16 protein-coding genes are annotated in these 22,351 nt (G+C 73.2%); 12 read left to right on the top strand and 4 right to left on the bottom strand.

From position 1 onward, the window contains the following. The first annotated feature begins 126 nt into the window (after positions 1 to 126). From ACFYT4_RS11550 to sucD, 3 genes are all read left to right on the top strand, one after another. Positions 127 to 1,323: a VWA domain-containing protein gene (locus tag ACFYT4_RS11550; protein ID WP_389267347.1), complete on the top strand. Its 1,197-nt coding sequence runs from the start codon at positions 127 to 129 to the stop codon at positions 1,321 to 1,323. 1,128 nt (positions 1,324 to 2,451) lie between these two features. Continuing rightward, a complete protein-coding gene (gene sucC, locus ACFYT4_RS11545) occupies positions 2,452 to 3,633 on the top strand; it encodes an ADP-forming succinate--CoA ligase subunit beta (protein ID WP_389267346.1) in 1,182 nt (393 codons plus the stop codon). 19 nt (positions 3,634 to 3,652) lie between these two features. After that, on the top strand, positions 3,653 to 4,537 hold the full coding sequence (gene sucD / locus ACFYT4_RS11540) for a succinate--CoA ligase subunit alpha (protein WP_389267345.1): 885 nt from the start codon (positions 3,653 to 3,655) through the stop codon (positions 4,535 to 4,537). A 165-nt stretch (positions 4,538 to 4,702) separates the two neighbouring features. Here sucD and ACFYT4_RS11535 read toward each other — a convergent pair whose 3' ends face one another. Continuing rightward, positions 4,703 to 6,157, bottom strand: coding sequence for a sigma factor-like helix-turn-helix DNA-binding protein (locus tag ACFYT4_RS11535; protein ID WP_389267343.1), 1,455 nt, complete (start codon positions 6,155 to 6,157; stop codon positions 4,703 to 4,705). A gap of 125 nt (positions 6,158 to 6,282) precedes the next feature. On the opposite strand from ACFYT4_RS11535, the gene ACFYT4_RS11530 reads away from it, so the two are divergent. Next, on the top strand, positions 6,283 to 8,028 hold the full coding sequence (locus ACFYT4_RS11530; RefSeq protein ID WP_389267342.1) for a DUF6350 family protein: 1,746 nt from the start codon (positions 6,283 to 6,285) through the stop codon (positions 8,026 to 8,028). A gap of 386 nt (positions 8,029 to 8,414) precedes the next feature. Here the strand turns inward: ACFYT4_RS11530 and ACFYT4_RS11525 are convergent, their stop codons facing one another. Next, positions 8,415 to 9,203, bottom strand: a complete 789-nt coding sequence (locus ACFYT4_RS11525) for a hypothetical protein (protein ID WP_389267341.1) — start codon at positions 9,201 to 9,203, stop codon at positions 8,415 to 8,417. A 419-nt stretch (positions 9,204 to 9,622) separates the two neighbouring features. Here ACFYT4_RS11525 and purN point away from each other — a divergent pair, with 419 nt between their 5' ends. Together purN and purH are read left to right on the top strand one after the other, a co-directional pair. Continuing rightward, positions 9,623 to 10,222 (top strand): phosphoribosylglycinamide formyltransferase, encoded by a 600-nt coding sequence (gene purN / locus ACFYT4_RS11520; RefSeq protein WP_389267374.1) that lies wholly within the window; start codon positions 9,623 to 9,625, stop codon positions 10,220 to 10,222. Then, positions 10,219 to 11,790, top strand: coding sequence for a bifunctional phosphoribosylaminoimidazolecarboxamide formyltransferase/IMP cyclohydrolase (gene purH, locus ACFYT4_RS11515; protein WP_389267340.1), 1,572 nt, complete (start codon positions 10,219 to 10,221; stop codon positions 11,788 to 11,790). Before purN ends, purH begins: the two co-directional genes overlap by 4 nt. A gap of 223 nt (positions 11,791 to 12,013) precedes the next feature. Here purH and ACFYT4_RS11510 read toward each other — a convergent pair whose 3' ends face one another. Further along, positions 12,014 to 12,655, bottom strand: coding sequence for an RDD family protein (locus tag ACFYT4_RS11510; RefSeq protein WP_389267339.1), 642 nt, complete (start codon positions 12,653 to 12,655; stop codon positions 12,014 to 12,016). A 383-nt stretch (positions 12,656 to 13,038) separates the two neighbouring features. Here ACFYT4_RS11510 and ACFYT4_RS11505 point away from each other — a divergent pair, with 383 nt between their 5' ends. The 6 genes from ACFYT4_RS11505 to ACFYT4_RS11480 all read left to right on the top strand — a co-directional run bounded on the left by ACFYT4_RS11505 (position 13,039) and on the right by ACFYT4_RS11480 (position 20,418). Continuing rightward, positions 13,039 to 13,899 (top strand): bifunctional methylenetetrahydrofolate dehydrogenase/methenyltetrahydrofolate cyclohydrolase, encoded by an 861-nt coding sequence (locus ACFYT4_RS11505; RefSeq protein ID WP_389267338.1) that lies wholly within the window; start codon positions 13,039 to 13,041, stop codon positions 13,897 to 13,899. A 63-nt stretch (positions 13,900 to 13,962) separates the two neighbouring features. Next, positions 13,963 to 14,907 (top strand): DUF3017 domain-containing protein, encoded by a 945-nt coding sequence (locus ACFYT4_RS11500; RefSeq protein ID WP_389267337.1) that lies wholly within the window; start codon positions 13,963 to 13,965, stop codon positions 14,905 to 14,907. Positions 14,908 to 15,368: 461 nt separating this feature from the next. Then, entirely contained in the window at positions 15,369 to 16,727 is a 1,359-nt protein-coding gene (locus ACFYT4_RS11495; protein WP_389267336.1) for a DUF2690 domain-containing protein, read from the top strand. Between the two features lie 310 nt (positions 16,728 to 17,037). Beyond that, on the top strand, positions 17,038 to 17,457 hold the full coding sequence (locus ACFYT4_RS11490; RefSeq protein WP_389267335.1) for a YciI family protein: 420 nt from the start codon (positions 17,038 to 17,040) through the stop codon (positions 17,455 to 17,457). Then, a complete protein-coding gene (locus ACFYT4_RS11485; RefSeq protein ID WP_389267334.1) occupies positions 17,430 to 18,746 on the top strand; it encodes an RNA polymerase sigma factor in 1,317 nt (438 codons plus the stop codon). The genes ACFYT4_RS11490 and ACFYT4_RS11485 overlap by 28 nt, the downstream gene beginning before the upstream one ends. Positions 18,747 to 19,428: 682 nt before the next feature. Continuing rightward, the gene (locus tag ACFYT4_RS11480; protein ID WP_389267333.1) at positions 19,429 to 20,418 is read left to right on the top strand and encodes a malate dehydrogenase; all 990 of its coding nucleotides are present in this window, start codon (positions 19,429 to 19,431) and stop codon (positions 20,416 to 20,418) included. Positions 20,419 to 20,586: 168 nt separating this feature from the next. Here the strand turns inward: ACFYT4_RS11480 and ACFYT4_RS11475 are convergent, their stop codons facing one another. Further along, on the bottom strand, positions 20,587 to 22,041 hold the full coding sequence (locus ACFYT4_RS11475; protein WP_389267332.1) for a S28 family serine protease: 1,455 nt from the start codon (positions 22,039 to 22,041) through the stop codon (positions 20,587 to 20,589). Positions 22,042 to 22,351: the final 310 nt, after the last annotated feature.

Raw genomic sequence — 22,351 nt, 5'->3', positions numbered from 1 at the left:
CACCCACCGGCAGCCGACGACCCATCAGGTCTCCAGCAGTCGTCAGGTGTCCGGCACCTGTCAGGCCCTCAGGCTCCGTCAGGTTCCCAGGACCCGTCAGGTTCCCGGGGCCCTTCCCAGGAGGGGGTGGGCGAGGGCGACCCCTCGGGCGCCGGGGGGTGGGTCGGCGGGGACGAGCGGCTGCGCCGATGGCGGCTCGTCCTCGGCGGGGAGGCCGCCGACGGTACGGGCTGCTCCCTCGACGGGACCGACGCCCGTGTCGACGGCGCGCTCACCGCCCTCTACGGCGGCGCGGACGCCCAGGGCGGGCGGACCGCCGGGCGGAACCGCTCGGCCGGACTCGGGGCGTCCGCCCCCTCGGTCGCGCGCTGGCTCGGCGACATCCGGACGTACTTCCCCAGCTCCGTCGTTCAGGTCATGCAGCGTGACGCCATCGAGCGCCTCGGGCTGTCGACCCTGCTCCTGGAGCCGGAGATGCTGGAGGCCGTCGAGGCGGACGTCCATCTCGTCGGCACCCTGCTCTCCCTCAACAAGGCGATGCCCGAGACGACCAAGGAGACGGCCCGGGCCGTCGTACGGAAGGTCGTCGAGGACGTGGAGAAGCGGCTGGCCACACGGACGCGGTCGACGCTGACGGGAGCGCTCGACCGTTCGGCGAGGATCAGCAGGCCGAGACACCGGGACATCGACTGGGACCGCACGATCCGGGCCAACCTGAAGAACTACCTCCCGGAGTTCCACACGGTCGTCCCCGAGCGCCTCATCGGTTACGGACGGGCGTCCCAGTCGGTCAAGAAGGAGGTGGTGCTCTGCATCGACCAGTCGGGATCCATGGCGGCGTCCGTCGTCTACGCCTCGGTCTTCGGCGCGGTTCTCGCCTCCATGCGCTCCATCGCCACCCGGCTCGTCGTCTTCGACACCGCCGTCGTCGACCTCACCGACCAGCTCGACGACCCGGTCGACGTCCTGTTCGGCACCCAGCTCGGCGGCGGCACGGACATCAACCGGGCCCTGGCGTACTGCCAGTCGCAGATCACCCGCCCGGCCGACACCGTGGTCGTGCTGATCAGCGATCTGTACGAGGGCGGGATCCGGGACGAGATGCTGAAGCGGGTGGCGGCGATGAAGGCGTCCGGAGTGCAGTTCGTCGCGCTGCTGGCGCTCTCGGACGAGGGGACCCCGGCGTACGACAGGGAGCACGCGGCGGCCCTCGCCGCGCTGGGAGCGCCCGCCTTCGCGTGTACGCCGGACCTGTTCCCGGATGTCATGGCGGCGGCGATCGAGAAGCGCCCGCTCCCGATACCGGACCCGGCGCGGGCCTGACCGGCCGCGCCCGGGCACCGGGCGGGGCGCCCGTACCCCGGAGTGCGTCCGTACTCCGGGGCGCGTGGCCCCGGGCGGGGTACCGCCGCCTCGAACCCATAGGCCGCTCGGGCCTGCCCGTACCCCGGGCCCGGCGTACTCCGACCCGCCGTACCCCGGAGCGCCCGTCACGCGCGCTCCGGGGCGCGGGCACCCCCGGCCGCGTACCCGGGGCGGACGGTCCCGCCCATCCGCCCGCTGCCCGCAGCCGGGCCCCCCATGCCCGTCCGTGCCCACCACCCGCAGCCGGGGCCGCGGGCATGCCCAACCGCTCCCGTGCCCGCCGCCCGCTGCCGGGGCCGCGGGCACCCCAACCACCCGCAGCCGGGCCCGCCGCCCGCATGCCCACCCGCCCCCCGGGGCCCGCCGCCCGCAGCCAGGGCCCCGGTCATGCCCGCCCGCGCCCGGCCGCGTACCCGGGGCGGACGGCCCCGCCCGCCGCCCGCAGCCGGGGCCACCCGTTCCCGTGCCCGCCGCCCGCAGCCGGGGCCACCCGTTCCCGTGCCCGCTGCTTGCAGCCGGGGCCCCCGTGCCCGCGCCCGCAGCCGGGCCGCCCACCCCGAAGCCGTGCCCGCCGCCCGCGGCCGGGCCCCGCATGCCCGCCCGCTCCCGCGCCCGCCGCCCGCATGCCCACCGCCTGTAGCCGGGCCTACTACCCGCTCCCGCGCCCGCATGCCCACCCGCCCCCCCCGTGGCCCGCCGCTCGGCGGTCGTGCACCCGGGCAGCCACGCACCCGCACCGTCGTGCGGTGCGCGACCCGCGGGACCCGCGCGATCCGCAGGGCCCGCGGGACCCGTACCGCCCCCGACCTCGGCGTCTGCGGAGAAGGGGCTCCCGGGGCGGTCGGAGGGTCGCGAGGGCGGGTGTCCACCGTGGCGCGGCCGGGTGTGCGATCTGTGACTGTTCTCACGACCGTTCTGTGAGCTCCGATTTAGGGAGCCACCTTCCACGGGGATAACCTGCGAGACGGACATGCCGCGTGCCCGGTCACCGTGTGCGCCTTCCTTGTGACATCGCAGTCACGTTGCCCTTCGCGGCACGCCCACGCAGACAACGAACCGCGATCATCAGAAAAGGGACGGACGCGCGTGGACCTGTTCGAGTACCAGGCGAGGGACCTCTTCGCCAAGCACGGTGTACCGGTGCTGGCCGGTGAAGTCATCGATACGCCTGAGGCGGCGCGCGAGGTGACGGAGCGGCTGGGCGGCAAGTCGGTCGTCAAGGCGCAGGTGAAGGTCGGCGGCCGAGGCAAGGCCGGCGGCGTCAAGCTCGCCTCCACCCCGGATGACGCGGTCGAGAAGGCCGGCCAGATCCTGGGCATGGACATCAAGGGCCACACGGTCCACAAGGTCATGCTCGCGGAGACCGCGCCCGAGATCGCCGAGGAGTACTACGTCTCGTACCTCCTCGACCGGACCAACCGCACGTTCCTGGCCATGGCGTCCGTCGAGGGCGGCATGGACATCGAGGAGGTCGCGGCCACCAAGCCCGAGGCCCTCGCGAAGATCCCGGTCGACGCCAACGAGGGCGTCTCCCCGGAGAAGGCCGCCGAGATCGTCGCCGCCGCGAAGTTCCCGGCCGAGGTCGCGGACCAGGTCGCCGACATCCTGGTGACGCTGTGGAAGACCTTCATCGCCGAGGACGCGCTCCTCGTCGAGGTCAACCCGCTCGCCAAGGTCGCCGACGGCCGTGTCATCGCGCTCGACGGCAAGGTCTCCCTCGACGCCAACGCCGACTTCCGCCAGCCGGAGCACGAGGCCCTTGAGGACAAGGCCGCGGCCAACCCGCTGGAGGCCGCCGCCAAGGCCAAGAACCTCAACTACGTCAAGCTCGACGGCGAGGTCGGCATCATCGGCAACGGCGCCGGCCTGGTCATGTCCACGCTTGACGTGGTCGCGTACGCCGGTGAGGCCCACGGCGGGGTGAAGCCCGCCAACTTCCTCGACATCGGCGGCGGCGCCTCCGCCGAGGTCATGGCGAACGGCCTGGAGATCATCCTCGGCGACTCGGACGTCAAGTCCGTCTTCGTCAACGTCTTCGGCGGCATCACCGCCTGCGACGAGGTCGCCAACGGCATCGTCCAGGCCCTGGCGCTGCTCAAGTCCAAGGGCGAGGACGTCACCAAGCCCATGGTCGTGCGCCTCGACGGCAACAACGCGGAGCTGGGTCGCAAGATCCTTTCCGACGCCAACCACCCGCTCGTGCAGCGCGTGGACACCATGGACGGTGCGGCAGACAAGGCCGCCGAGCTCGCCGCGGCCGCGAAGTAAGGGATTCGGGACAGACACCATGGCTATCTTCCTGACCAAGGACAGCAAGGTCATCGTCCAGGGCATGACCGGTGCCACGGGCATGAAGCACACCAGGCTCATGCTGGGTGACGGCACCAACATCGTCGGCGGTGTGAACCCGCGCAAGGCCGGGACGACGGTCGACTTCGACGGCACCGAGGTACCGGTCTTCGGCTCGGTCGCCGAGGCGATGAAGGAGACCGGAGCCGACGTCTCCGTGCTCTTCGTGCCCCCGGCCTTCGCCAAGGCCGCCGTCGTCGAGGCCATCGACGCCGAGATCCCGCTCGCGGTCGTCATCACCGAGGGCATCGCGGTGCACGACTCCGCCGCCTTCTGGGCGTACGCCGTCAGCAAGGGCAACAAGACCCGGATCATCGGCCCGAACTGCCCGGGTCTGATCACCCCCGGCCAGTCCAACGCCGGCATCATCCCGGGCGACATCACCAAGCCCGGCCGTATCGGTCTGGTGTCCAAGTCCGGCACGCTGACCTACCAGATGATGTACGAGCTGCGTGACATCGGCTTCTCCTCGGCCGTCGGCATCGGTGGCGACCCGGTCATCGGCACCACCCACATCGACGCGCTCGCGGCCTTCGAGGCCGACCCGGAGACCGAGCTGATCGTGATGATCGGCGAGATCGGCGGCGACGCCGAGGAGCGCGCGGCCGACTTCATCAAGGCGCATGTCACCAAGCCGGTCGTCGGCTACGTCGCGGGCTTCACCGCCCCCGAGGGCAAGACGATGGGCCACGCCGGTGCGATCGTGTCCGGTTCGTCCGGCACCGCGCAGGCGAAGAAGGAGGCCCTGGAGGCCGCGGGCGTCAGGGTCGGCAAGACCCCGACCGAGACCGCGAAGCTGGCCCGGGAGATCCTGGGCGGCTGACCCGGCCGTATCGGCGTACGGGCCCGCGCTCCGGACAGGAGCGCGGGCCCGTACGTCTGCCCTGACCTGCTGTTCTTCCCACATGGACCCGCAGACCCTGCGGACCCCGCGGACTCGCCGCCGCCTGGCCCGCGCCCCGCACGGCCCCCGGGCCGCCCCGGACCCCTACCGGGGGTCGGGGACCAGGCGCCCGGGGCCGTGCGCCGGCTCCGAGAGCAGTTTCCGCCGTAGCTCCCGCTCCTGCGGGGACAGCTGCTGCGGGCCCGCGTGCCCCGGGACCCCGCCGACCTGCTGCCCGGGTGCCACCTCCGGTACGTACCGCGTCGGCGCGGTCGCCAGGGTGAAGCCCGTGGCGCCGATGATCAGCACGCCGGCGCCCAGCGCGAACCGCGTCCAGAACCAGCCGCGGCGCTCGCTGCTGCGCCGCACCGCCGGGGCCGCGGCGGGCTGCGGCAGGGGAACGGCCGCCGTGAGAGCGACGAGCTGCTCGTGCAGTGCCTCGGGCGAGTTCAGCTGCGGCAGCCGCTCGGCGATGGCCTCACGCGCGTGCAGCACCCGGTTCGCCGCGGCCGGAGTACTCGCTTCCGTCTCGGCGGCCGTTTCGGGCAGATCGAGGCCCAGACCGTCGTAGAGAAGGACCGTACGGCGATACGGAGGCGGCAGTTCCAGCAGTGCGTCGAGCAGGTCCCGCCGGGCCTGGTCCAGGGGCGCGCGGTCGCGGTGGCGGTGCGCGGGCCGCAGCCGCTGCCACGGGGACATGGCGTACTCGTACGTGGCCGCCCGCACCCACCCCACCGGATCGCGGTCCCGGGCGACGTCCGGCCAGTGCTGCCAGGCGTGGTGGAACGCCCGCTCCACGGACTCGTGCGCCAGCCGCCGCCGTCCGGTCAGCAGATACGCCTGGCGTACGAGCGGGGGCGCGGCGAACGTGTACAGCGTGTCGAACGCCTCCTCGGGGGTGAGCGGCGGCTGATCCGGTACGGGCGGGGCGGTCTGGGGGCCGGACCGGGCGCCGGCCCCCGTATCCGCCTTCGCACCGCCCTTCGGTTCCTTCGGCTCCTTCAGGTCGGCCTTCGTGTCGGCCCGTGCGCCGGTGGCGGCGTCCGCGCGGGTGTCCGGCCCGGCCCCCGGCCCCGCCGGGGAACGGCTCGCGGCCCGGGCGGTCGCGTTCGCGGACCCGGACGGGGGTCCGGCCTCGGAGGGGGTCTCCGGCTTCGCGCCGGTCTGGCTCTCGGGCTTCGTCTCGGACATGGCACGTGCCTCGGCGTCGGTCTTCGCGCCTGCCTCGGCGCCGGATGCGGAACTGGTCTGAGCGGTGCCGGCCCCGGAACCTGCTCCGGTGCCCGCTCCGGCACGGGTACGGGAGGTGAACCCGTCACCGTTCCGGATGCCCGTGCGATCGGCCGCCTCCGGGGCGGCCAGTAGCTTCACGTACACCTCGCGCCTGTGCCCCCGCGGATCGCTGCGGCCGGTCTCCCAGGCGCGGACCTTCGCCTTGGTCACGCCGACCGCCCTGGCGACCTGCGCCTCACTCATGGCCATCGCCTCACGCAGCCTGCGCCGTTCCTCGGGAGGCGGCAGAGGGGCCTCGGAAGCGGAATGGGTCGTGCTGTGGGTCATGAATGGCCCCTGGGGGTCCCCGAATAGCTGCACTCGGCATAGAAGTACATAAACGTATATTGAGCGACACAACGGCTGTTCGCCTGTTACGCGGTTAAAGCGCGTGTCGTTGGGAGCATGGCCGCGTGACTCAGACGACCGATCACGGCAGCTCGTACGCACCCGCCCCGGTTCTGGTGCAGGGTGGCAGCCGAGTGGCGCTGGCCGCGTGTCTCGTCCGCGGGGCGACCGCGGCGGGGCTCGGGCTCGGCGCGCTGACCGTCCTGGTGATGGCGATGTGGATCAGCTCCCCGTACCCGGACAGCGGTCCCGACGGGGCGCTGCACGTCGCCGCCGCGCTGTGGCTGCTGGCGCACGGCACCGAACTCGTCCGCACGGACACCCTGTACGGCGGGCCCGCGCCGGTCGGGGTCGTCCCGCTGCTCCTCGTCCTCGTGCCCGCGTGGCTGACGCACCGGGCCGCGCGGGACGGGCTGCTGCCGGACACGGCGGGGACGCGGCCACGGCCGTCGCCCTGGGGTGCGCTGTGCGCGGTGAGCGCCGGATATCTGCTGGTGGCGGGGGTCACGATCGGCTACGCGGCGGGCGGGCCGTTCGCCGTGGACCCGCTGAGCGCGGTGCTGCATGTGCCACTGGTGACCGTGCTCGCGGCGGCGGCCGGGGTGTGGACGGCGAGCGGCCGTCCCACCGGTCCGCTGCCGCAGTGGCTGCCCGAGGCGGTACGGGTACGGCTGGCCCGCACCCGGGTGGCCGTGGCGCTGCGGGCCGGGGCGGCCGGGGCGCTCGTCCTCCTCGGAGGCGGAGCGCTCCTCGTCGCGTCCTCCCTGGTGTGGCACGCGGACGCCACCCAGGACTCCTTTCTGCACCTCTCCGATGTGTGGTCGGGGCGGCTCGCGGTCCTGCTGCTGGGGATCGCGCTGGTGCCGAACGCGGCGGTGTGGGGTGCGGCGTACGGCCTCGGGCCGGGCTTCGCGCTCGGTACGGCCGCGACCGCGACGCCCGCCGGGGTCCTCGGGGACCCCGCGATGCCGCCCTTCCCGCTGGTCGCGGCGATTCCCCCGCAGGGGCCGGGCACCCCGCTGAACTGGGCGTCCTTGGCTCTGCCGGTGGTCGCGGCGGGCGTGATCGCCTGGTTCACGGCGGCGAGGGCGGCACCCGTACGGGGGGAGAGCGCCCGAGGCGTGCGGGAGACCGCGCTCACGGCGCTGCTGGGCGCGGCCTGCTGCGGAGGGCTGACGGCCCTGATGGCGGCGGTCTCGGGCGGTCCGCTGGGGACGCACCGGCTCGCGGAGTTCGGCCCGGTGTGGTGGCTGACGGGGGCGGCGGCGTTCGTCTGGGCGGCGGTGATCGGGGTGCCGGGGGCGCTGGGGGTACGGGCGTGGCGGGCGAGGGTGTGGCCGGTGCGGCTGTGGCCGGTGCCGGTGTGGCGGGTGCGGGGGGTGGATGCGGAGCCGGGCCCGGTGCCGTCGCCGGCTCCTGCGGCGACCTCGGCCACGGGTTCCGGGGCGGCCCCTGCACGGGTCGCCGGTCCGGCGTCGGTGACGGTGGCCGACGGGGGGGCGCGCACGGACGCGTTCGATGCGCTGGACGCATTGGACGCGCTGGATGCGGCGTCCGAGCCATACGACTATGTGCCGCTGGGGGCGTGGGTGGAGCGGAAGGACGCGGGGCCCTTGGCCGGGCGGGGGTCCGGTGGGAAGCCCGAGCCCCGGGCCGGGTCCGAGCCCGGGTCTGATTCTCCGCCCGGGCCCCGGTCCGGGGCCGAGGCGGATGCCGTGCCCGGGGGCGGGAAGCCCTGGGCCGCGCCTCCCAGTCCCTGGCCCGAGAGCCCTGGGGGCGGGTCCGCGGATTCGGCGTCCGGCGGTACGTGACGGGGTGGTCCTGGCGGGGCCCTGTGCGTGCGGCTGTCCGTGGGTGCGGGGTCTTGTCGGGGGTGCTGGCCCCGAGCCCCCGCGCCTCAATCGCCGGCGGGGCTGTTTTGTGTGGCCCTGTGCCTCGATTGCCAGCGGGGCCCTGTGCGTGCGGCTGTCCGTGGGTGCGGGTTCTTGTCGGGGGTGCTGGCCCCGAGCCCCCGCGCCTCAATCGCCGGCGAGGCTGGTGTGGTGGCCCTGTGCCCCGGTCGCCGGCGGGGCTGAATTGGTGGCTCCGTGCCCCGGTCGCCGATGGCGCCGGGGTGGTGGCCCGCGCCGCAGACGTCGGTGGGGACGGCTTGGTGGCCCCGCGCGCCGATGGGGCCGGGGCCGGCGGATTCCAGGGGTTATTGCTTGACGCCGAAGAGGCCGCGGAGAGGTTCGGGGAGTTTGTCGTTGCAGGAGAGTTGGCCCGCCTTGGTGAGGGCGTCCCGTTCGCAGGTGTAGAAGTCGCGGTAGACCAGTTGCGCGGTGAAGGCCGAGGCGACGATCAGCAGGGCGATCGTCGCCATGACCAGGCCGGTCACCGCCGAGGTGCGCTGGGAGCGACTGGCGGAAGGGGTCGCGGAGGCGGGCTGGGCCGGGGCGGTCGGGTCCGGGCGGCGGGGCTTGGCGCGGAGGGAGCTGATCGCCCAGTAGACCGCCAGCGCGCCGAGGAGGAGGGCGATCTCCGGGAAGTCGAACAGCGCGAAGAAGAACGCCCACATGCCCGCGAGCAGCGCGTACCGCGCCCGGCGCTGGGCGGGGTCGGTCGGGTCCCAGCGGAGGCCGGAAGGCGGGCCTCCGGGGCCCTGCTGGCCGTTGTCCGGGGTGTTCTGACCGCCGGGACGGCCGCCGAAGCCCCCGCCCGAGGAACGACCGGGCTGCCGGCTGCTCCACTGGCTGCCCCAGCCCGAGCGGCCTTCCGGTGACCCGGACGGGTCGCCGGACGAACCGGGACCATCCGGCCCGGGCGCACCCGAGGAACCCGAGGAGTCGGGCGAATCCGAGGAGTCGGACGGCGGACCCTCCGGGCGGCGCGGCTGCCACGGCTGGTCCGGCCTGCCCTCCGGCGGCGGCGCGAAGGGGTTGTTGTCGTCGGTGGACTGGCGCTCCCGCGGCAACAGGAGGTCCGTACGGTGGCGTCGGTCCCGCATCTGGTGAACGTCTTCCCCTCAGACCCGTTCGCACATGGGGTCTCGTGTCGTCGTGCCCGTCAGGGGACGGGTGCTGTCCCCTGACGCTACCTCCCGGCCACGCCCCCGTCCCGTGGGGGCCGTCCTGTGTGCCGGTATCGTTGCTGACGGTCGGCTTCTTCGTAGAGTTCCCCGTATCGAGGGGCGCGATTCGTTCGTACGACCACACAAAGCCCGTACACGTTAGTCATCCGCACGCCCGCCCCCGGCCCCGTGGCTCCGTACGCACACGCGAAGAGCCGCGGAACCCGTCGCTGGACAGAAAGAGAAAGAGACCCGCCGTGGCCTCCCCGCCCCCTTCCGCCCGACCCGGCCGCGAGGACCGCCCGGGCCCCCCGGCTCGCGAGGATTCCCCGGCCCGCGAGGACCGCCCCGCCCGGCTGGTGGTCCTGGTCTCCGGCTCCGGCACCAATCTCCAGGCGCTGCTCGACGCGATCGGCGACGATCCCGCGGGCTTCGGCGCCGAGGTCGTCGCCGTCGGGGCGGACCGCGGGGCGATCGCCGGTCTGGAGCGCGCCGAGCGCGCCGGGCTGCCGACGTTCGTGTGCCGGGTGAAGGACTACGCGTCCCGTGAGGCCTGGGACCGCGCGCTCACCGAGGCGACCGCCGCGTACGAGCCCGATCTGGTCGTCTCGGCCGGGTTCATGAAGATCGTGGGCAAGGAGTTCCTCGCCCGGTTCGGCGGACGCTGCGTGAACACGCATCCCGCCCTGCTGCCCAGTTTCCCCGGCGCCCACGGCGTGCGTGACGCGCTCGCCTACGGCGCGAAGGTCACCGGGTGCACCGTCCACTTCGTCGACGACGGCGTCGACACCGGACCGATCATCGCCCAGGGCGTGGTCGAGGTCCGGGAGCAGGACGACGAAGCCGCTCTGCACGAGCGCATCAAGGAAGTCGAGCGTGTGCTGCTCGTCGAGGTCGTGGGGCGTCTGGCCCGTCACGGCTACCGCATCGAGGGACGAAAGGTTGTTTTCCCGTGACTGCTCAGCCTGCTGAGGCGACTGCCAGGCGGCCCATCCGGCGAGCGCTGGTCAGCGTGTACGACAAGACGGGCCTCGAAGATCTCGCCCGCGGCCTGCACGAGGCCGGCGTCCAGCTGGTCTCCACCGGCTCGACCGCCGCGAAGATCGCCGCGACCGGCGTACCGGTCACCAGGGTCGAGGAGCTGACCGGCTTCCCCGAGTGCCTGGACGGCCGGGTCAAGACCCTGCACCCGCGCGTCCACGCGGGCATCCTCGCCGACCTGCGCCTCGACTCCCACCGCGAGCAGCTCGCGGAGCTGGGCGTCGAGCCGTTCGACCTCGTGGTCGTCAATCTCTACCCCTTCCGTGAGACCGTCGCCTCCGGCGCCTCCCCGGACGAGTGCGTCGAGCAGATCGACATCGGCGGCCCCTCGATGGTCCGCGCCGCCGCCAAGAACCACCCGTCGGTCGCGGTCGTCACCAGCCCCGGGCGGTACGCCGACGTGCTGGGCGCCGTACGGGACGGCGGGTTCGACCTGTCCGCGCGCCGGCGGCTCGCGGCCGAGGCGTTCGCCCACACCGCCGCGTACGACGTGGACGTGGCCTCCTGGTTCGCCTCCCAGGCCCCCGCCGACGACACCGTCTTCCCGGACTTCCTGGGCGCCACCTACCGGCGCTCGAACGTGCTGCGCTACGGCGAGAACCCGCACCAGGGCGCCGCGCTGTACACCAACGGCGACGGCGGGCTCCCCGGCGCCGAGCAGCTGCACGGCAAGGAGATGTCGTACAACAACTACACCGACACCGAGGCCGCCTGGCGTGCCGCGCACGACCACGCCGAGCCGTGCGTCGCGATCATCAAGCACGCCAACCCCTGCGGGATCGCGATCGGCGCGGATGTCGCCGAGGCGCACCGCAAGGCCCACGCCTGTGACCCGCTCTCCGCGTTCGGCGGGGTGATCGCGGTCAACCGTCCCGTGTCGGTCGCGATGGCCGAGCAGGTGGCGGAGATCTTCACCGAGGTGATCGTCGCTCCGGCGTACGAGGACGGCGCGGTCGAGGTGCTGGCCCGGAAGAAGAACATCCGCGTCCTGCGCTGTGCGGAGGCTCCCGCGTCCCCGGTCGAGGTCACGTACATCCAGGGCGGCGCGCTGCTCCAGGCCACGGACCGGCTCCAGGCCGAGGGCGACGACCCCGCGAACTGGACCCTCGCGACCGGTGAGGCCCTGTCCGCCGACGAGCTGGCCGAGCTGGCCTTCGCCTGGCGGGCCTGCCGCGCCGTCAAGTCGAACGCGATCCTGCTGGCGAAGGACGGCGCGTCCGTCGGCGTCGGCATGGGCCAGGTCAACCGCGTCGACTCCGCGAAGCTCGCGGTGGCGCGGGCGGGCGAGGAGCGGGCGCGGGGCGCGTACGCCGCCTCCGACGCGTTCTTCCCGTTCCCGGACGCCGCCGAGACCCTCATGGAGGCCGGTGTGAAGGCGATCGCGCAGCCCGGCGGTTCGGTCCGCGACGAGCAGGTGGTCGAGGCCGCGAAGAAGGCCGGCGTGACCATGTACTTCACGGGCACGCGCCACTTCTTCCACTGAGCCGCCGAGCGCCGTGCCGCCGAGCGTTCTCCACCGCGTGCGTCGCGCCGGCGGTGCCACGGTGTGCGCACCTCGCCGCGGGCACGGGCCCGCACCCGCGCGGAAGCCCGGCTCACGTACGCGGGAGCCGGGCGTAGACGGCGGGAGCCGGGCGCTCATGTACGCGGAAGGCCGCGCACCCTCCCGGGGGTGCGCGGCCTTCCGCGTGGCTGACCGGAGCAGGTCAGTTGGTCTTGACGACGACGGTGGAGCAGACCTTGTCGGCGAACGTCTGCTTCTTCTCGTCCCACAGCGGCCACAGATAGCCGATGTAGCAGGCGAAGCTGTCGAGCGCGTGCGCCAGGTTGCGGACGAAGGCCATGCCGAAACCGATCGGCTGGCCGTCGCGCTCGCGCAGCAGCCGGATGCCCGCGGCCTTCTTGCCGGGGGTCTGGCCGGTGGTGCCCTCCTGGTAGCGCAGCCAGAGGAAGGCGCCGAACGAGTACGCGAGGAGGACGAGAAGGAGGATGAGCGCCGCTTCCGGGCTCATGAAATTGCCGATGAGCAACAGGAGCAGGCTCGGGACCCCGACGATCAGCACGTCGATGAGCAAGGCGCCGGCCCGGAGCCCCCAGTGCGCCAGCGGGGGCATGCCGCCCCCGTAACCCGCCTGCGGCGGGATCCCGCCACCGTACGGCTGGACGGGCGGGGCCTGCGGGTATCCGTAGGCGGGCTGCTGGTCGTGCTGTCCCTGCTGGGGGTAGCCATAGCCCGGCTGGCCGCCCTGCTGCTGGCCCGGGTAGCCGTATCCGGGCTGCTGACCACCCGGCTGCTGGCCGCCGGCGGGCTGCTGGCCATAGGGATTGTTCGGATCGCCGAAGCTCATGGCGAGGTTCCTCCGTTGAACGTGCGGGGACTGCGCGGTCCTGGCGGAGGAACGTCAAACCGGTATCAGCGAGCTGTCCCCCCAAAACACTGCCGCGGCATGGTGCGGTTCATCGTGGTAGTGACATTGACTTTTTGTCCAGCCGGTATCCGCAGGTGTTGTGCAAGTGCAACCTCCGGACGCGGCCAGGGCGGCGGGCCGAGGCATCCGCCCGGGCACGGGGCGCACCGGACGGGAGCGACCGGTCGGCCCCGCCGCAGGCAGGGGCGCCGCCTTCGGCGCCCGCGGGGGACAGGGCCGGGCGGGCACGGGACCGGTCCCGCGCGGGCGGGGGCCGGGCGGGGGATTGGAACCGGGACGGGGTCATCCGCGAGGATGGGGGCATGACTGCCCAGATTCTCGATGGCAAGGCCACCGCCGCAGCGATCAAGTCCGATCTGACCGCCCGCGTGGCGGCCCTCAAGGAGAAGGGAGTTGTGCCCGGTCTCGGGACCGTGCTCGTCGGCGACGACCCCGGCAGCCGGTGGTATGTGAACGGCAAGCACCGCGACTGCGCGCAGGTCGGCATCGCCTCGATCCAGCGCGAACTGCCCGACACCGCCACCCAGGAAGAGATCGAGGCGGTCGTCCGGGAACTCAACGACAACCCCGAGTGCACCGGCTACATCGTCCAACTTCCGCTGCCCAAGGGCATCGACGCCAACCGGATCCTGGAGCTGATGGATCCGGCCAAGGACGCGGACGGCCTCCACCCGATGAGCCTCGGCCGGCTGGTGCTCGGCATCGAGGGCCCGCTGCCCTGCACCCCGTACGGCATCATCCAGCTGCTGCGCCACCACGACGTCGAGATCAACGGCGCGAACGTGGTCGTCGTCGGGCGCGGTATCACCATCGGGCGTCCCATGCCGCTGGTGCTGACCCGCAGGTCCGAGAACGCGACGGTGACGCAGTGCCACACGGGTACGCGTGATCTGTCCGCGCATCTGCGGCAGGCGGACATCATCGTGGCGGCGGCCGGTGTGCCGCATCTGATCAAGCCGGAGGACGTGAAGCCGGGCGCGGCGGTGCTCGACGTCGGCGTCAGCCGGGACGAGCACGGCAAGATTGTGGGGGATGTGCACCCCGGAGTCACCGAGGTCGCGGGCTGGGTGGCCCCCAACCCGGGCGGCGTCGGCCCGATGACCCGCGCGCAGCTCCTCGTGAACGTGGTGGAGGCGGCGGAGCGCGCGGTCGCCGCGCGCTGAGGACCGCCACGGCACGGCTCGGCGCACGGCTACCCGCACGGCTGAACAAGGAAGGCTTGCCCCATGGGCGTACGCACGAATGACGACCCGGACGCGGTCGGGCGCCCGTCGCCGGGCCCGTCGTCCGCCGACGGAGACGGCCGGGGTGCGGGGAGTGAGGGACGTGCGGGCGGTGCGGGGAGCGCGCGGCGTTCCGGGCGTACGGGAGTGAACGGCGCCGCGGCGACGGGCGGCGGCCCCGCCTCGAACGGCCGGGGGGCCCGGGCGACGGCGAACGGATCGGCGTCCCGCGCGGGCGGCGGCTCCGGGCGCGCCGCCGAGGGCTCCGGGCGCGGTCCGGCGGGCGGGACCGCGACGGGTTCCGGTACGGCGGGCCACGGCTCGACGGGATCGACGGACCCGGCGGGATCGCTCGGCTCGGTCAACGGCAGCCGTCCGGGTCCCGGTGACGGGAGTGCCGGGGGCTCCGGGGGTTCCGCCGGAACGGGCGGCCCGGCGGGCGGCCCGGACTCCGGGGACGCCGCGCCTGCCGACGACGGCACGGGCACCGCCGGGGAGAGCGCCGACGCGGGCCCCGGTACCGGTGGCGGTCCCGTGAGGAGCACCTCGCGCCGGCCGCCGTCCATGACGACCGACACCGCCCGGCCCGAGGGCGGCGGCCGGGCGGCCCCCGGGGACGCGCCCGCTCCCGCGCGGCAGTGGCCCCTGCTCACCGTGGTCGCGCTCGTCGGGCTCGGGCTGGTGATCGTCGGCGCGGATCCCTTCGCCGACGCGTTCCGGGTCGGCACCCTCGTCATCGGCGCGGCGCTGATCGTCGCCGCCGTGCTGCGCAGGATCCTGCCGTCCGTCGGCATGCTCGCCGTGCGTTCGCGCTTCACCGACATGGTCACGTACGGCTTGCTGGGGGCCGCCATCACTCTGCTGGCCCTGATGGCGCAGCCCGAACCGTGGCTGGAGGTCCCGTTCCTGGAGCGCGTGGTCGAGTTCGCCATACGCGGCAAGGAATAGCCGGCGGGAAGCGGCCGGCGGTCCGGCACCGGCGGCCGGGCGGGACGTACCGCGGGAGCAGCCGGACGGACCGGTCGGAACAGGCGAACCGACCCGGAAACAGCCCCGTGAACAGCTCGAACAGCTCGAACGGCCGACCGGAACAGGTGACCGGCGTGCGTCGGCCGGGATATGCGGACGGCCGGACGGACGGACCCAGGGCGGCGCCCGTCCCCTCCCCCGAGGGAGGACGGGCGCCGCCTCGCTGTCCAGGTTCGGGGACGGGCCGAGGCGTGTTCAAGGGACGGCAGTGCCCTGTGGCACGGAGGTGACCATTCCGGCACGGTGTGATCGTTGGACCGCGGATGGGAGACTGGAGCGTCAATCGGGAGGGTGTACGGCTGGGGCGCCGGGACCGTCTCAGAAAGCTCCCGTTCGGACCGTGGGCCGGAATGATGTGCGGGGGACGAGGGGGGAAGTGGATGCCACGCTGGAAGGCACTGCCGGACGGGCTGGACCCGGAGATCCGGGATCTCGCCGAGCAGCTGCGCCGCATCGTGGACCGGAGCGGGCTGGACATGGACGCGATCGCCGATCGCACCGGGTACGCCCGGACGTCGTGGGAGCGCTGTCTCAACGGGCGGAACCTCGCGCCCAAGGACGCGATCGTCGCCCTCGCCGAGGTGACCGACACCGACACGGCCCGCCTCACGAGCCTGTGGGAACTGGCGGACCACATCTGGAGCCATGACGAGGTGCCCCTCGACCAGGCGACCGAGGAACTGCGCATACCCCGGTCCGGTGCCGGGGAGGCGGCCGGCCTGGGGCCCGTGGGGGACGGGCCCGGCGGTGACGGAGGCGGGGACCGGGCGGAAGACGGGAAGAGCCGGGGCGGAGACGGCGCCCGGGGCGGCGGAGGGCGCCCGGACACGTCGAAGCCGAGGTGGAACGCCGTACTGGGGGAGTCGGGCCCGCTGACCTCGCCCCAGGGCCCGTACCCGTACCCCGCTCCCGGCCCGGGAGCGCACCGGGCGGGCGGCCCCGCCCCGGGAGCACCGGCGGAGCACGGGAGCCGGGGCGCGCACGGACCCAGGACCTCGCCCGGCACCGAGACCTCGCCCGGTCCGTCCCAGGACGGACCGGGGCTCCCGGCCGGGCAGGGATCCCGGGCCCCGCGGGGCTCCCGGGCCCCGCGCGGACCACAGTCGGCCCAGGGGCACCCGTCCGCGGCGGGCGAGTCCGGCGGGCCGGGGGCCGCGTCCGGCGACGGGCGCCGCGCGGCCCGTCCCCGCCCGGCGTCCCCGTCGGCCGGGGGCGGTGGACCCGAGGGCGGCAGGCGCAGGATCATCATGTTCCTGTCGGGCGTGATCGGCGCCCTGGTGGTCATAGGGGCGGCGGTCTTCCTGACCGAGCTGGGCGGTTCGAGCGGGGACAAGACCCAGAACGTCGCCAAGACACCGTCCACCGCCCCGACGGCCAAACCCACGGACATCGTCCCCCCGGGTGTGAAGTGCACCGGCGAGAAGTGCGCGGGCCAGGACCCGGAGGCGATGGGCTGCGGCGGGGAGCTCGCCAGGACCGTGTCGCGGGCGACGGTCGGGACGGCCCGCGTGGAGGTCCGTTACAGCCAGGTCTGCGAGGCCGCATGGGCCCGGATCACCAAGGCGGCCCCGGGGGACGCCGTCCGGATCAGCGTCGGCGGCAAGGGCCTGCAGAAGGGGCTGGTCAACGCGGACAGCGACGCGTACACACCGATGACCGCGTCGCGGAAGGGGACGGACGCGAAGGCGTGTGCCACGCTGACCTCCGGGGCGACCGCCTGCACCGACGTGACGAACTGAGCGCCCGGCGGCCGTGCACACCCGCCCGACCCCTCCCGTACGCCGCATGCGACGGGCATCCCACGCGACCGTACGCCCTGCCCAGCCCCCTGCCCGCGCGGGTCTCCGGGGTGACCCGCGCCCCGATCCCGCCCCGCGGACCGCTACCCGCCGCCGGTCCGAACCCCGCGGCGGCCTTCCGGGCCCTCCCGGGATCCGGGGCAGGGTGAAAAGAACGGCCCTCGCCCGTCGGCGCTGTCGATCCGCGGCTGCCCCGTTCGACCTTGGAGTGAGAGGGTCGAGAAGCGATCCGACATCAAGGAGATCGAACATGGCGAAGTACATGCTGATCATGCGGGGCACGGACGAAACCCTCGCGAAGATGCAGGACACCCCCTTCGAGCAGATGCTCGACATCATGGGCCGCTTCAACGACGAGATGATGCGGGCCGGCGTGCTCGTCGCCGCCGAGGGCCTGGAGGACTCGGCCCAGGGCGTGGTGGTCGACTACAGCGGCGAGACACCGGTGGTCACCGACGGTCCGTACGGCGAGACCAAGGAACTGTTCGGCGGCTACTACGTGATCGAGGTCGCCTCGAAGGAGGAGGCCGTGGAGTGGGCCAAGCGGATCCCGGCGATGGCCGGCGCGAAGTGCGAGGTCCGCCGTGTGCCCGGCATCGACGAGTTCCCCCAGGACAACGAGTGGGTCATCAAGGAGCGGGCGTGGCGCGAGCGGACCGGCCAGCTCTGACTCCCCCGACCACCGGCGGCCCGCCGAGCACCGAGTCGGCGCGGCGGGCCGTCGAGGCCGTGTGGCGGATCGAGTCCGCGCGGATCGTCAGCGCGCTGGCCCGCTACACCGGGGACTTCGGACTCGCCGAGGACGTCGCGCAGGAAGCGCTGGCGGAAGCACTGGTCACCTGGGCGCGCGACGGCCAGCCGGTGAACCCGGTGAACTGGCTGCTCGCGACCGCGCGGCGGCGCGCCATCGACAGCTTCCGCCGCCGCTCGGCACTCGACGAGCGGTACGCCCTGCTCGCCGACCGCTCCGCCGGAGGTGAGACGGCCCCGGGGGGCCGGTCGGAGGACCTGCCGTGGGATCCCGACCGGGTCGACGACGACGTCCTCGCGCTGATGTTCGTGGCCTGCCATCCGGTGCTCTCGCCCGAGGCCCGGGTGGCCCTGACGCTGCGGGTGGTCGGTGGGCTGTCGAGCGAGGAGATCGCCCGGGCGTTCCTCGTACCCGTGCCGACGGTCCAGGCGCGGATCACGCGGGCGAAGAAGACGATCGCCGCCGCGGGAGTGCCGTTCGAGCTGCCACCGTCCGAGGAACGGCGCGAGCGGCTCGGTGGCGTCCTGAGCGTGCTCTACGTGATCTTCACGGAGGGCTCGACGGCGACGACGGGCGACCGTCTGCTGCGCCCCGATCTCGCGTACGAGGCGATCCGGCTGGCCCGGATGCTGGCGGCCCTGCTGCCCGAGGAGCCGGAGGTGTACGGGCAGGTCGCCCTGTTCGAGCTGACGGCCGCGCGCTTTCCCGCCCGCACCGGGCCCGACGGCGAGGCCGTACTCCTGGAGGATCAGAACCGGCGCCTGTGGGACCGGTCGGCGATCCGGCGCGGCCTGGCCGCGTTCAGCCGGGCGACGGCTGTCGGGCGCGGCCTCGGACCGTACGGGCTGCAGGCGGCGATCGCCGCCTGCCACACGTCGGCGCCCTCGGTGGCCGAGACCGACTGGGAACGGATCGTGATCCTCTACGAGGCGCTCGGCCGGGTGGCTCCCTCGCCCGTGGTGGAGCTCAACCGGGCCGTCGCCGTCGCGATGGCGAACGGCCCGCTGGCGGCGCTCTCCCTCGTGGACGAGCTGGCCGCCTCCGGCCGCCTGTCGGGGTCGCATCTGCTCCCGAGCGTGCGGGGCGAACTGCTCGTCCGGCTCGGCCGGACCGTCGAGGCACGGGCCGAGCTGGAGTTCGCCGCCCGGCTGTGCGGCAACGTCCGCGAGCGGTCGGTGCTGCTGCGCAAGGCGGCAGCGCTCGGGTGACACCGGTCCGCCTCCCCACTGCCCGGGGAGCCGGACCGGACCGGGGCCCGGGACCGTGGGGAGCCCGCCCGGACCGGGGCCCGGGACAGCGGGGAGCCGGACCGGGCCGGCGCCGGACGGGAGCCCTCCAGGGCCCGGACGGGACGACGCCCGAGGTCCCCGGGACGGGGGCGACCTCCACGGCCCCGTAGTGGCCGCCCGGCCCCGGACGCGGCCCGACCACCGGACGACCGGCCGACGCCTGCCCGGCGGGTGGGCTCCGGGGCGTGGCCGTCCCGGCCCGGAAACCGTCCGGAAGCCGTCCTGACGCTGTTTGCGACCCGTCCTGACGCCGTCCGCGACCCGTCCTGACGCCGTCCGCGACCCGTCCTGACGCCGTCCGCGGGCCGTTCTGAGGCCGCCCGGACGCCGTGCGGACGCCCCGAGTGCCTCCTGCGAACGGACGGCCGCGCCGGTACCACCGGGTAACCGCCCGGTGACCAGCCGTGAGACGCGCAACCAGGGGCCGGGGGATGGCGGCGGGGTGGGTCGGATAGCCTGACCGCTGGATGTCTCTTCACATCAAGATTCGTGATGGTGACTCGGGATCCGCGATTCGTGATCGCAATTCGTGAGGAACCGCGAAGGGGCGTCCCCACCAGGGGCAGGGACCCCCACCGCCAGCTGTCTTACGGAGATCGCCATGACCCGCACTCCCGTCAACGTCACCGTGACCGGCGCGGCCGGCCAGATCGGCTACGCGCTGCTGTTCCGCATCGCGTCCGGCCACCTCCTCGGCCCGGACGTGCCGGTCAAGCTGCGTCTTCTCGAAATCACCCCGGCGCTGGGCGCGGCCCAGGGCACCGCGATGGAGCTGGACGACTGCGCGTTCCCGCTGCTGCGCGGCATCGACATCACGGACGACCCGAACGTCGCCTTCGACGGCACGAACGTGGCCCTGCTCGTCGGCGCCCGCCCCCGTACCAAGGGCATGGAGCGCGGTGACCTCCTGGAGGCCAACGGTGGCATCTTCAAGCCCCAGGGCAAGGCCATCAACGACCACGCGGCCGACGACGTCAAGGTCCTCGTCGTGGGCAACCCGGCCAACACCAACGCCCTGATCGCCCAGGCCGCCGCCCCGGACGTACCGGCCGACCGCTTCACCGCGATGACCCGCCTGGACCACAACCGCGCGATCTCGCAGCTCGCCGCGAAGACCGGCGCCGCCGTCTCCGACATCAAGCGCCTGACGATCTGGGGCAACCACTCGGCGACCCAGTACCCGGACATCTTCCACGCGGAGATCGCCGGAAAGAACGCCGCCGAGGTCGTGAACGACGAGAAGTGGCTCGCCGACACCTTCATTCCCACCGTCGCCAAGCGCGGCGCCGCGATCATCGAGGCCCGTGGCGCCTCTTCGGCGGCCTCCGCCGCGAACGCCGCGCTCGACCACGTCCACACCTGGGTCAACGGCACCGCCGACGGCGACTGGACCTCCATGGGCATCCCGTCGGACGGCTCCTACGGTGTGCCGGAGGGCCTGATCTCCTCCTTCCCGGTCACCGCGAAGGACGGCGTGTACGAGATCGTCCAGGGCCTCGACATCAACGAGTTCTCCCGCGCCCGCATCGACGCGTCCGTGCAGGAGCTGACGGAGGAGCGCGAGGCGGTCCGCGCGCTCGGCCTCATCTGATCCCGCCCTCCCGTCCGTCACGGCAGCCCCTGCCGCCCGTCCGGTACGGCAGCGGTACGGCAGCCCGGCCGTTCCGTAGCGCGGTACGGCCTTCCGTACGACCGGCCGGCTGCCCACACGGCAGGACCCGCCCCCGGGTGCTCTCACTGCACCCGGGGGCGGTCCGCGTCACGGCCCGAGCAGCCTGAGCCCCGGGTGACGCTGGTCCCGGGCCCGGCGGTCCAGCGTGGCGTCGTACGGCGCGAGGGCCTCGGCCTCCGACGGGTCCTCGCCCACGGGCGCGACACCCGCCCACTCCTGGATCCGGGCCGTCGCCAGCGCCTTGTCCCTGGCCTTCAGGCTCGCGATCTCGGTGTAGTGGTTGGTGCCCGGCGCGGTCAGGACATAGCTGTCCTCCGTGTCCTCCCCGAGCCGGAAGGGCTCGGCGCTCCAGGGGTCGAACTCGCCGTTGACGAACAGCATCCGCCGGGCGTGGTTCCGCACCCAGCGGTCGATGTCCTTCATCACTCCCGGCTTGAACGCCATGGGGATGTGCCGCGGTACGAACGTCCGGGGCGACGGGGGCGCGAAGCGGGTGAGCCCCTTGAGGTGCGGCAGGTCGAGTGCGGGGGAGCCCAGTTCGGTACCGGCCTGGTAGTAGTACGGGCTGGTGTCCTTCAGGCCCCGGTCGGAGAGCGACGAGAACTGGGTGATCCAGCTGATCGCGTCGTACAGATCCTGGTCGGACGCGGTGGTCGGATCCGGCACCGAGGCGCAGTTGTCGCGCGCGCCGCTCTGCCAGTAGTTCCAGGCCAGATCCCGGACGGCCGCCTCGTACGCCTCCGAGAGCGAGCCGAGCGTCTTGAACGAGGCGCGGTTGGCCACCGCCCAGTCGTCGAGCCGTCTCTCCATTGGCACACGGCGGACCAGCGCCTCCTGCTGGAGGCTCTTGAGCTTGTCCCGGCACTCCGGGGTGCCGATCGAGTTGAAGAAGCGGTCGTAGGCGGAGTCCTCGGTGTCGTCGACGTCGTTGGGCGAGGCGTAGGCGACCACTCCGTCCATGTCCTTCGGGTGGAAGCGCTCGTAGAAGACGGCCGTCATCCCGCCCTTGGAACTGCCGGTGGAGATCCACTTCTTGGTGTAGATCTTCTTCAGCTCGGTGAACAGCCGGTGCTGGTCGTCGGCTGCCTGACGGATGGTCATGGTGGTCCAGTCCCCGCGTTCGGGCCGGGACTGGGAGAAGAACCGGTGCTCCAGCGACACCTCGTTGCCGTCGATGATCTGCGCCGGCTCGGTGCGCATCAGGGACGGGTAGAGGCTGTAGCCGCTGGTGTGGAAGACCGACGGCCTGGCGGTGTCGCGGTGCAGCAGCGTCAGCCGCTGCTGGAACGTTCCTTTCGACGGGTCGCGGTGGTCGATGGGCTGTCTGTAGCTCAGCGTGAAGAAACGGTAGTCCGGATGCGGGGTCTCCTTGATCAGCCGCATCCCCGGTATCGCGAGGATGAGGTCCTTGATGTCCGTTTGCTGTGCTGTGCTCATGCCCGGCGGCGTCAGTGACTCCGGGCTGATGGCTCCTGTCGCCGTTGCCGTTGCCGTGCCCAGCAGCACGGCCAGCGATAAAAGTCCGGTGAGCGCTCTGCGCATTGCTTGCTCCGTATCGGTGGGGGGTGCGATCGGTCCTCCGGGGTGCGTCCGGAGGCCAGGGCGGCTCGCTCGGACCCTGCTGGGCTCACGCAGCCCGATCCGAACGGAACGCCCTGTGCCCGACCGCCCGGCCGGACGCGTCTGTGGGGCTTCCGGCCGACTGCACTGGTTGTTTCGAGCAACTGCAGGGCATATTGTGCGCCCCTTCCTTCGGCCGGTTGTGATCGGGTCCCCGATTGATGTGAATCACGCCAACGTCCGTCTGGGGCAGGGGAATTCACCCAGGTCAACGTGGTTGCGCGACACCGCT

The sequence above is a fragment of the Streptomyces sp. NPDC004609 genome, from assembly GCF_042873655.1.
In the GTDB taxonomy this organism is placed as follows: domain Bacteria; phylum Actinomycetota; class Actinomycetes; order Streptomycetales; family Streptomycetaceae; genus Streptomyces.
This window is presented reverse-complemented; position numbering and strand designations above follow the sequence as displayed.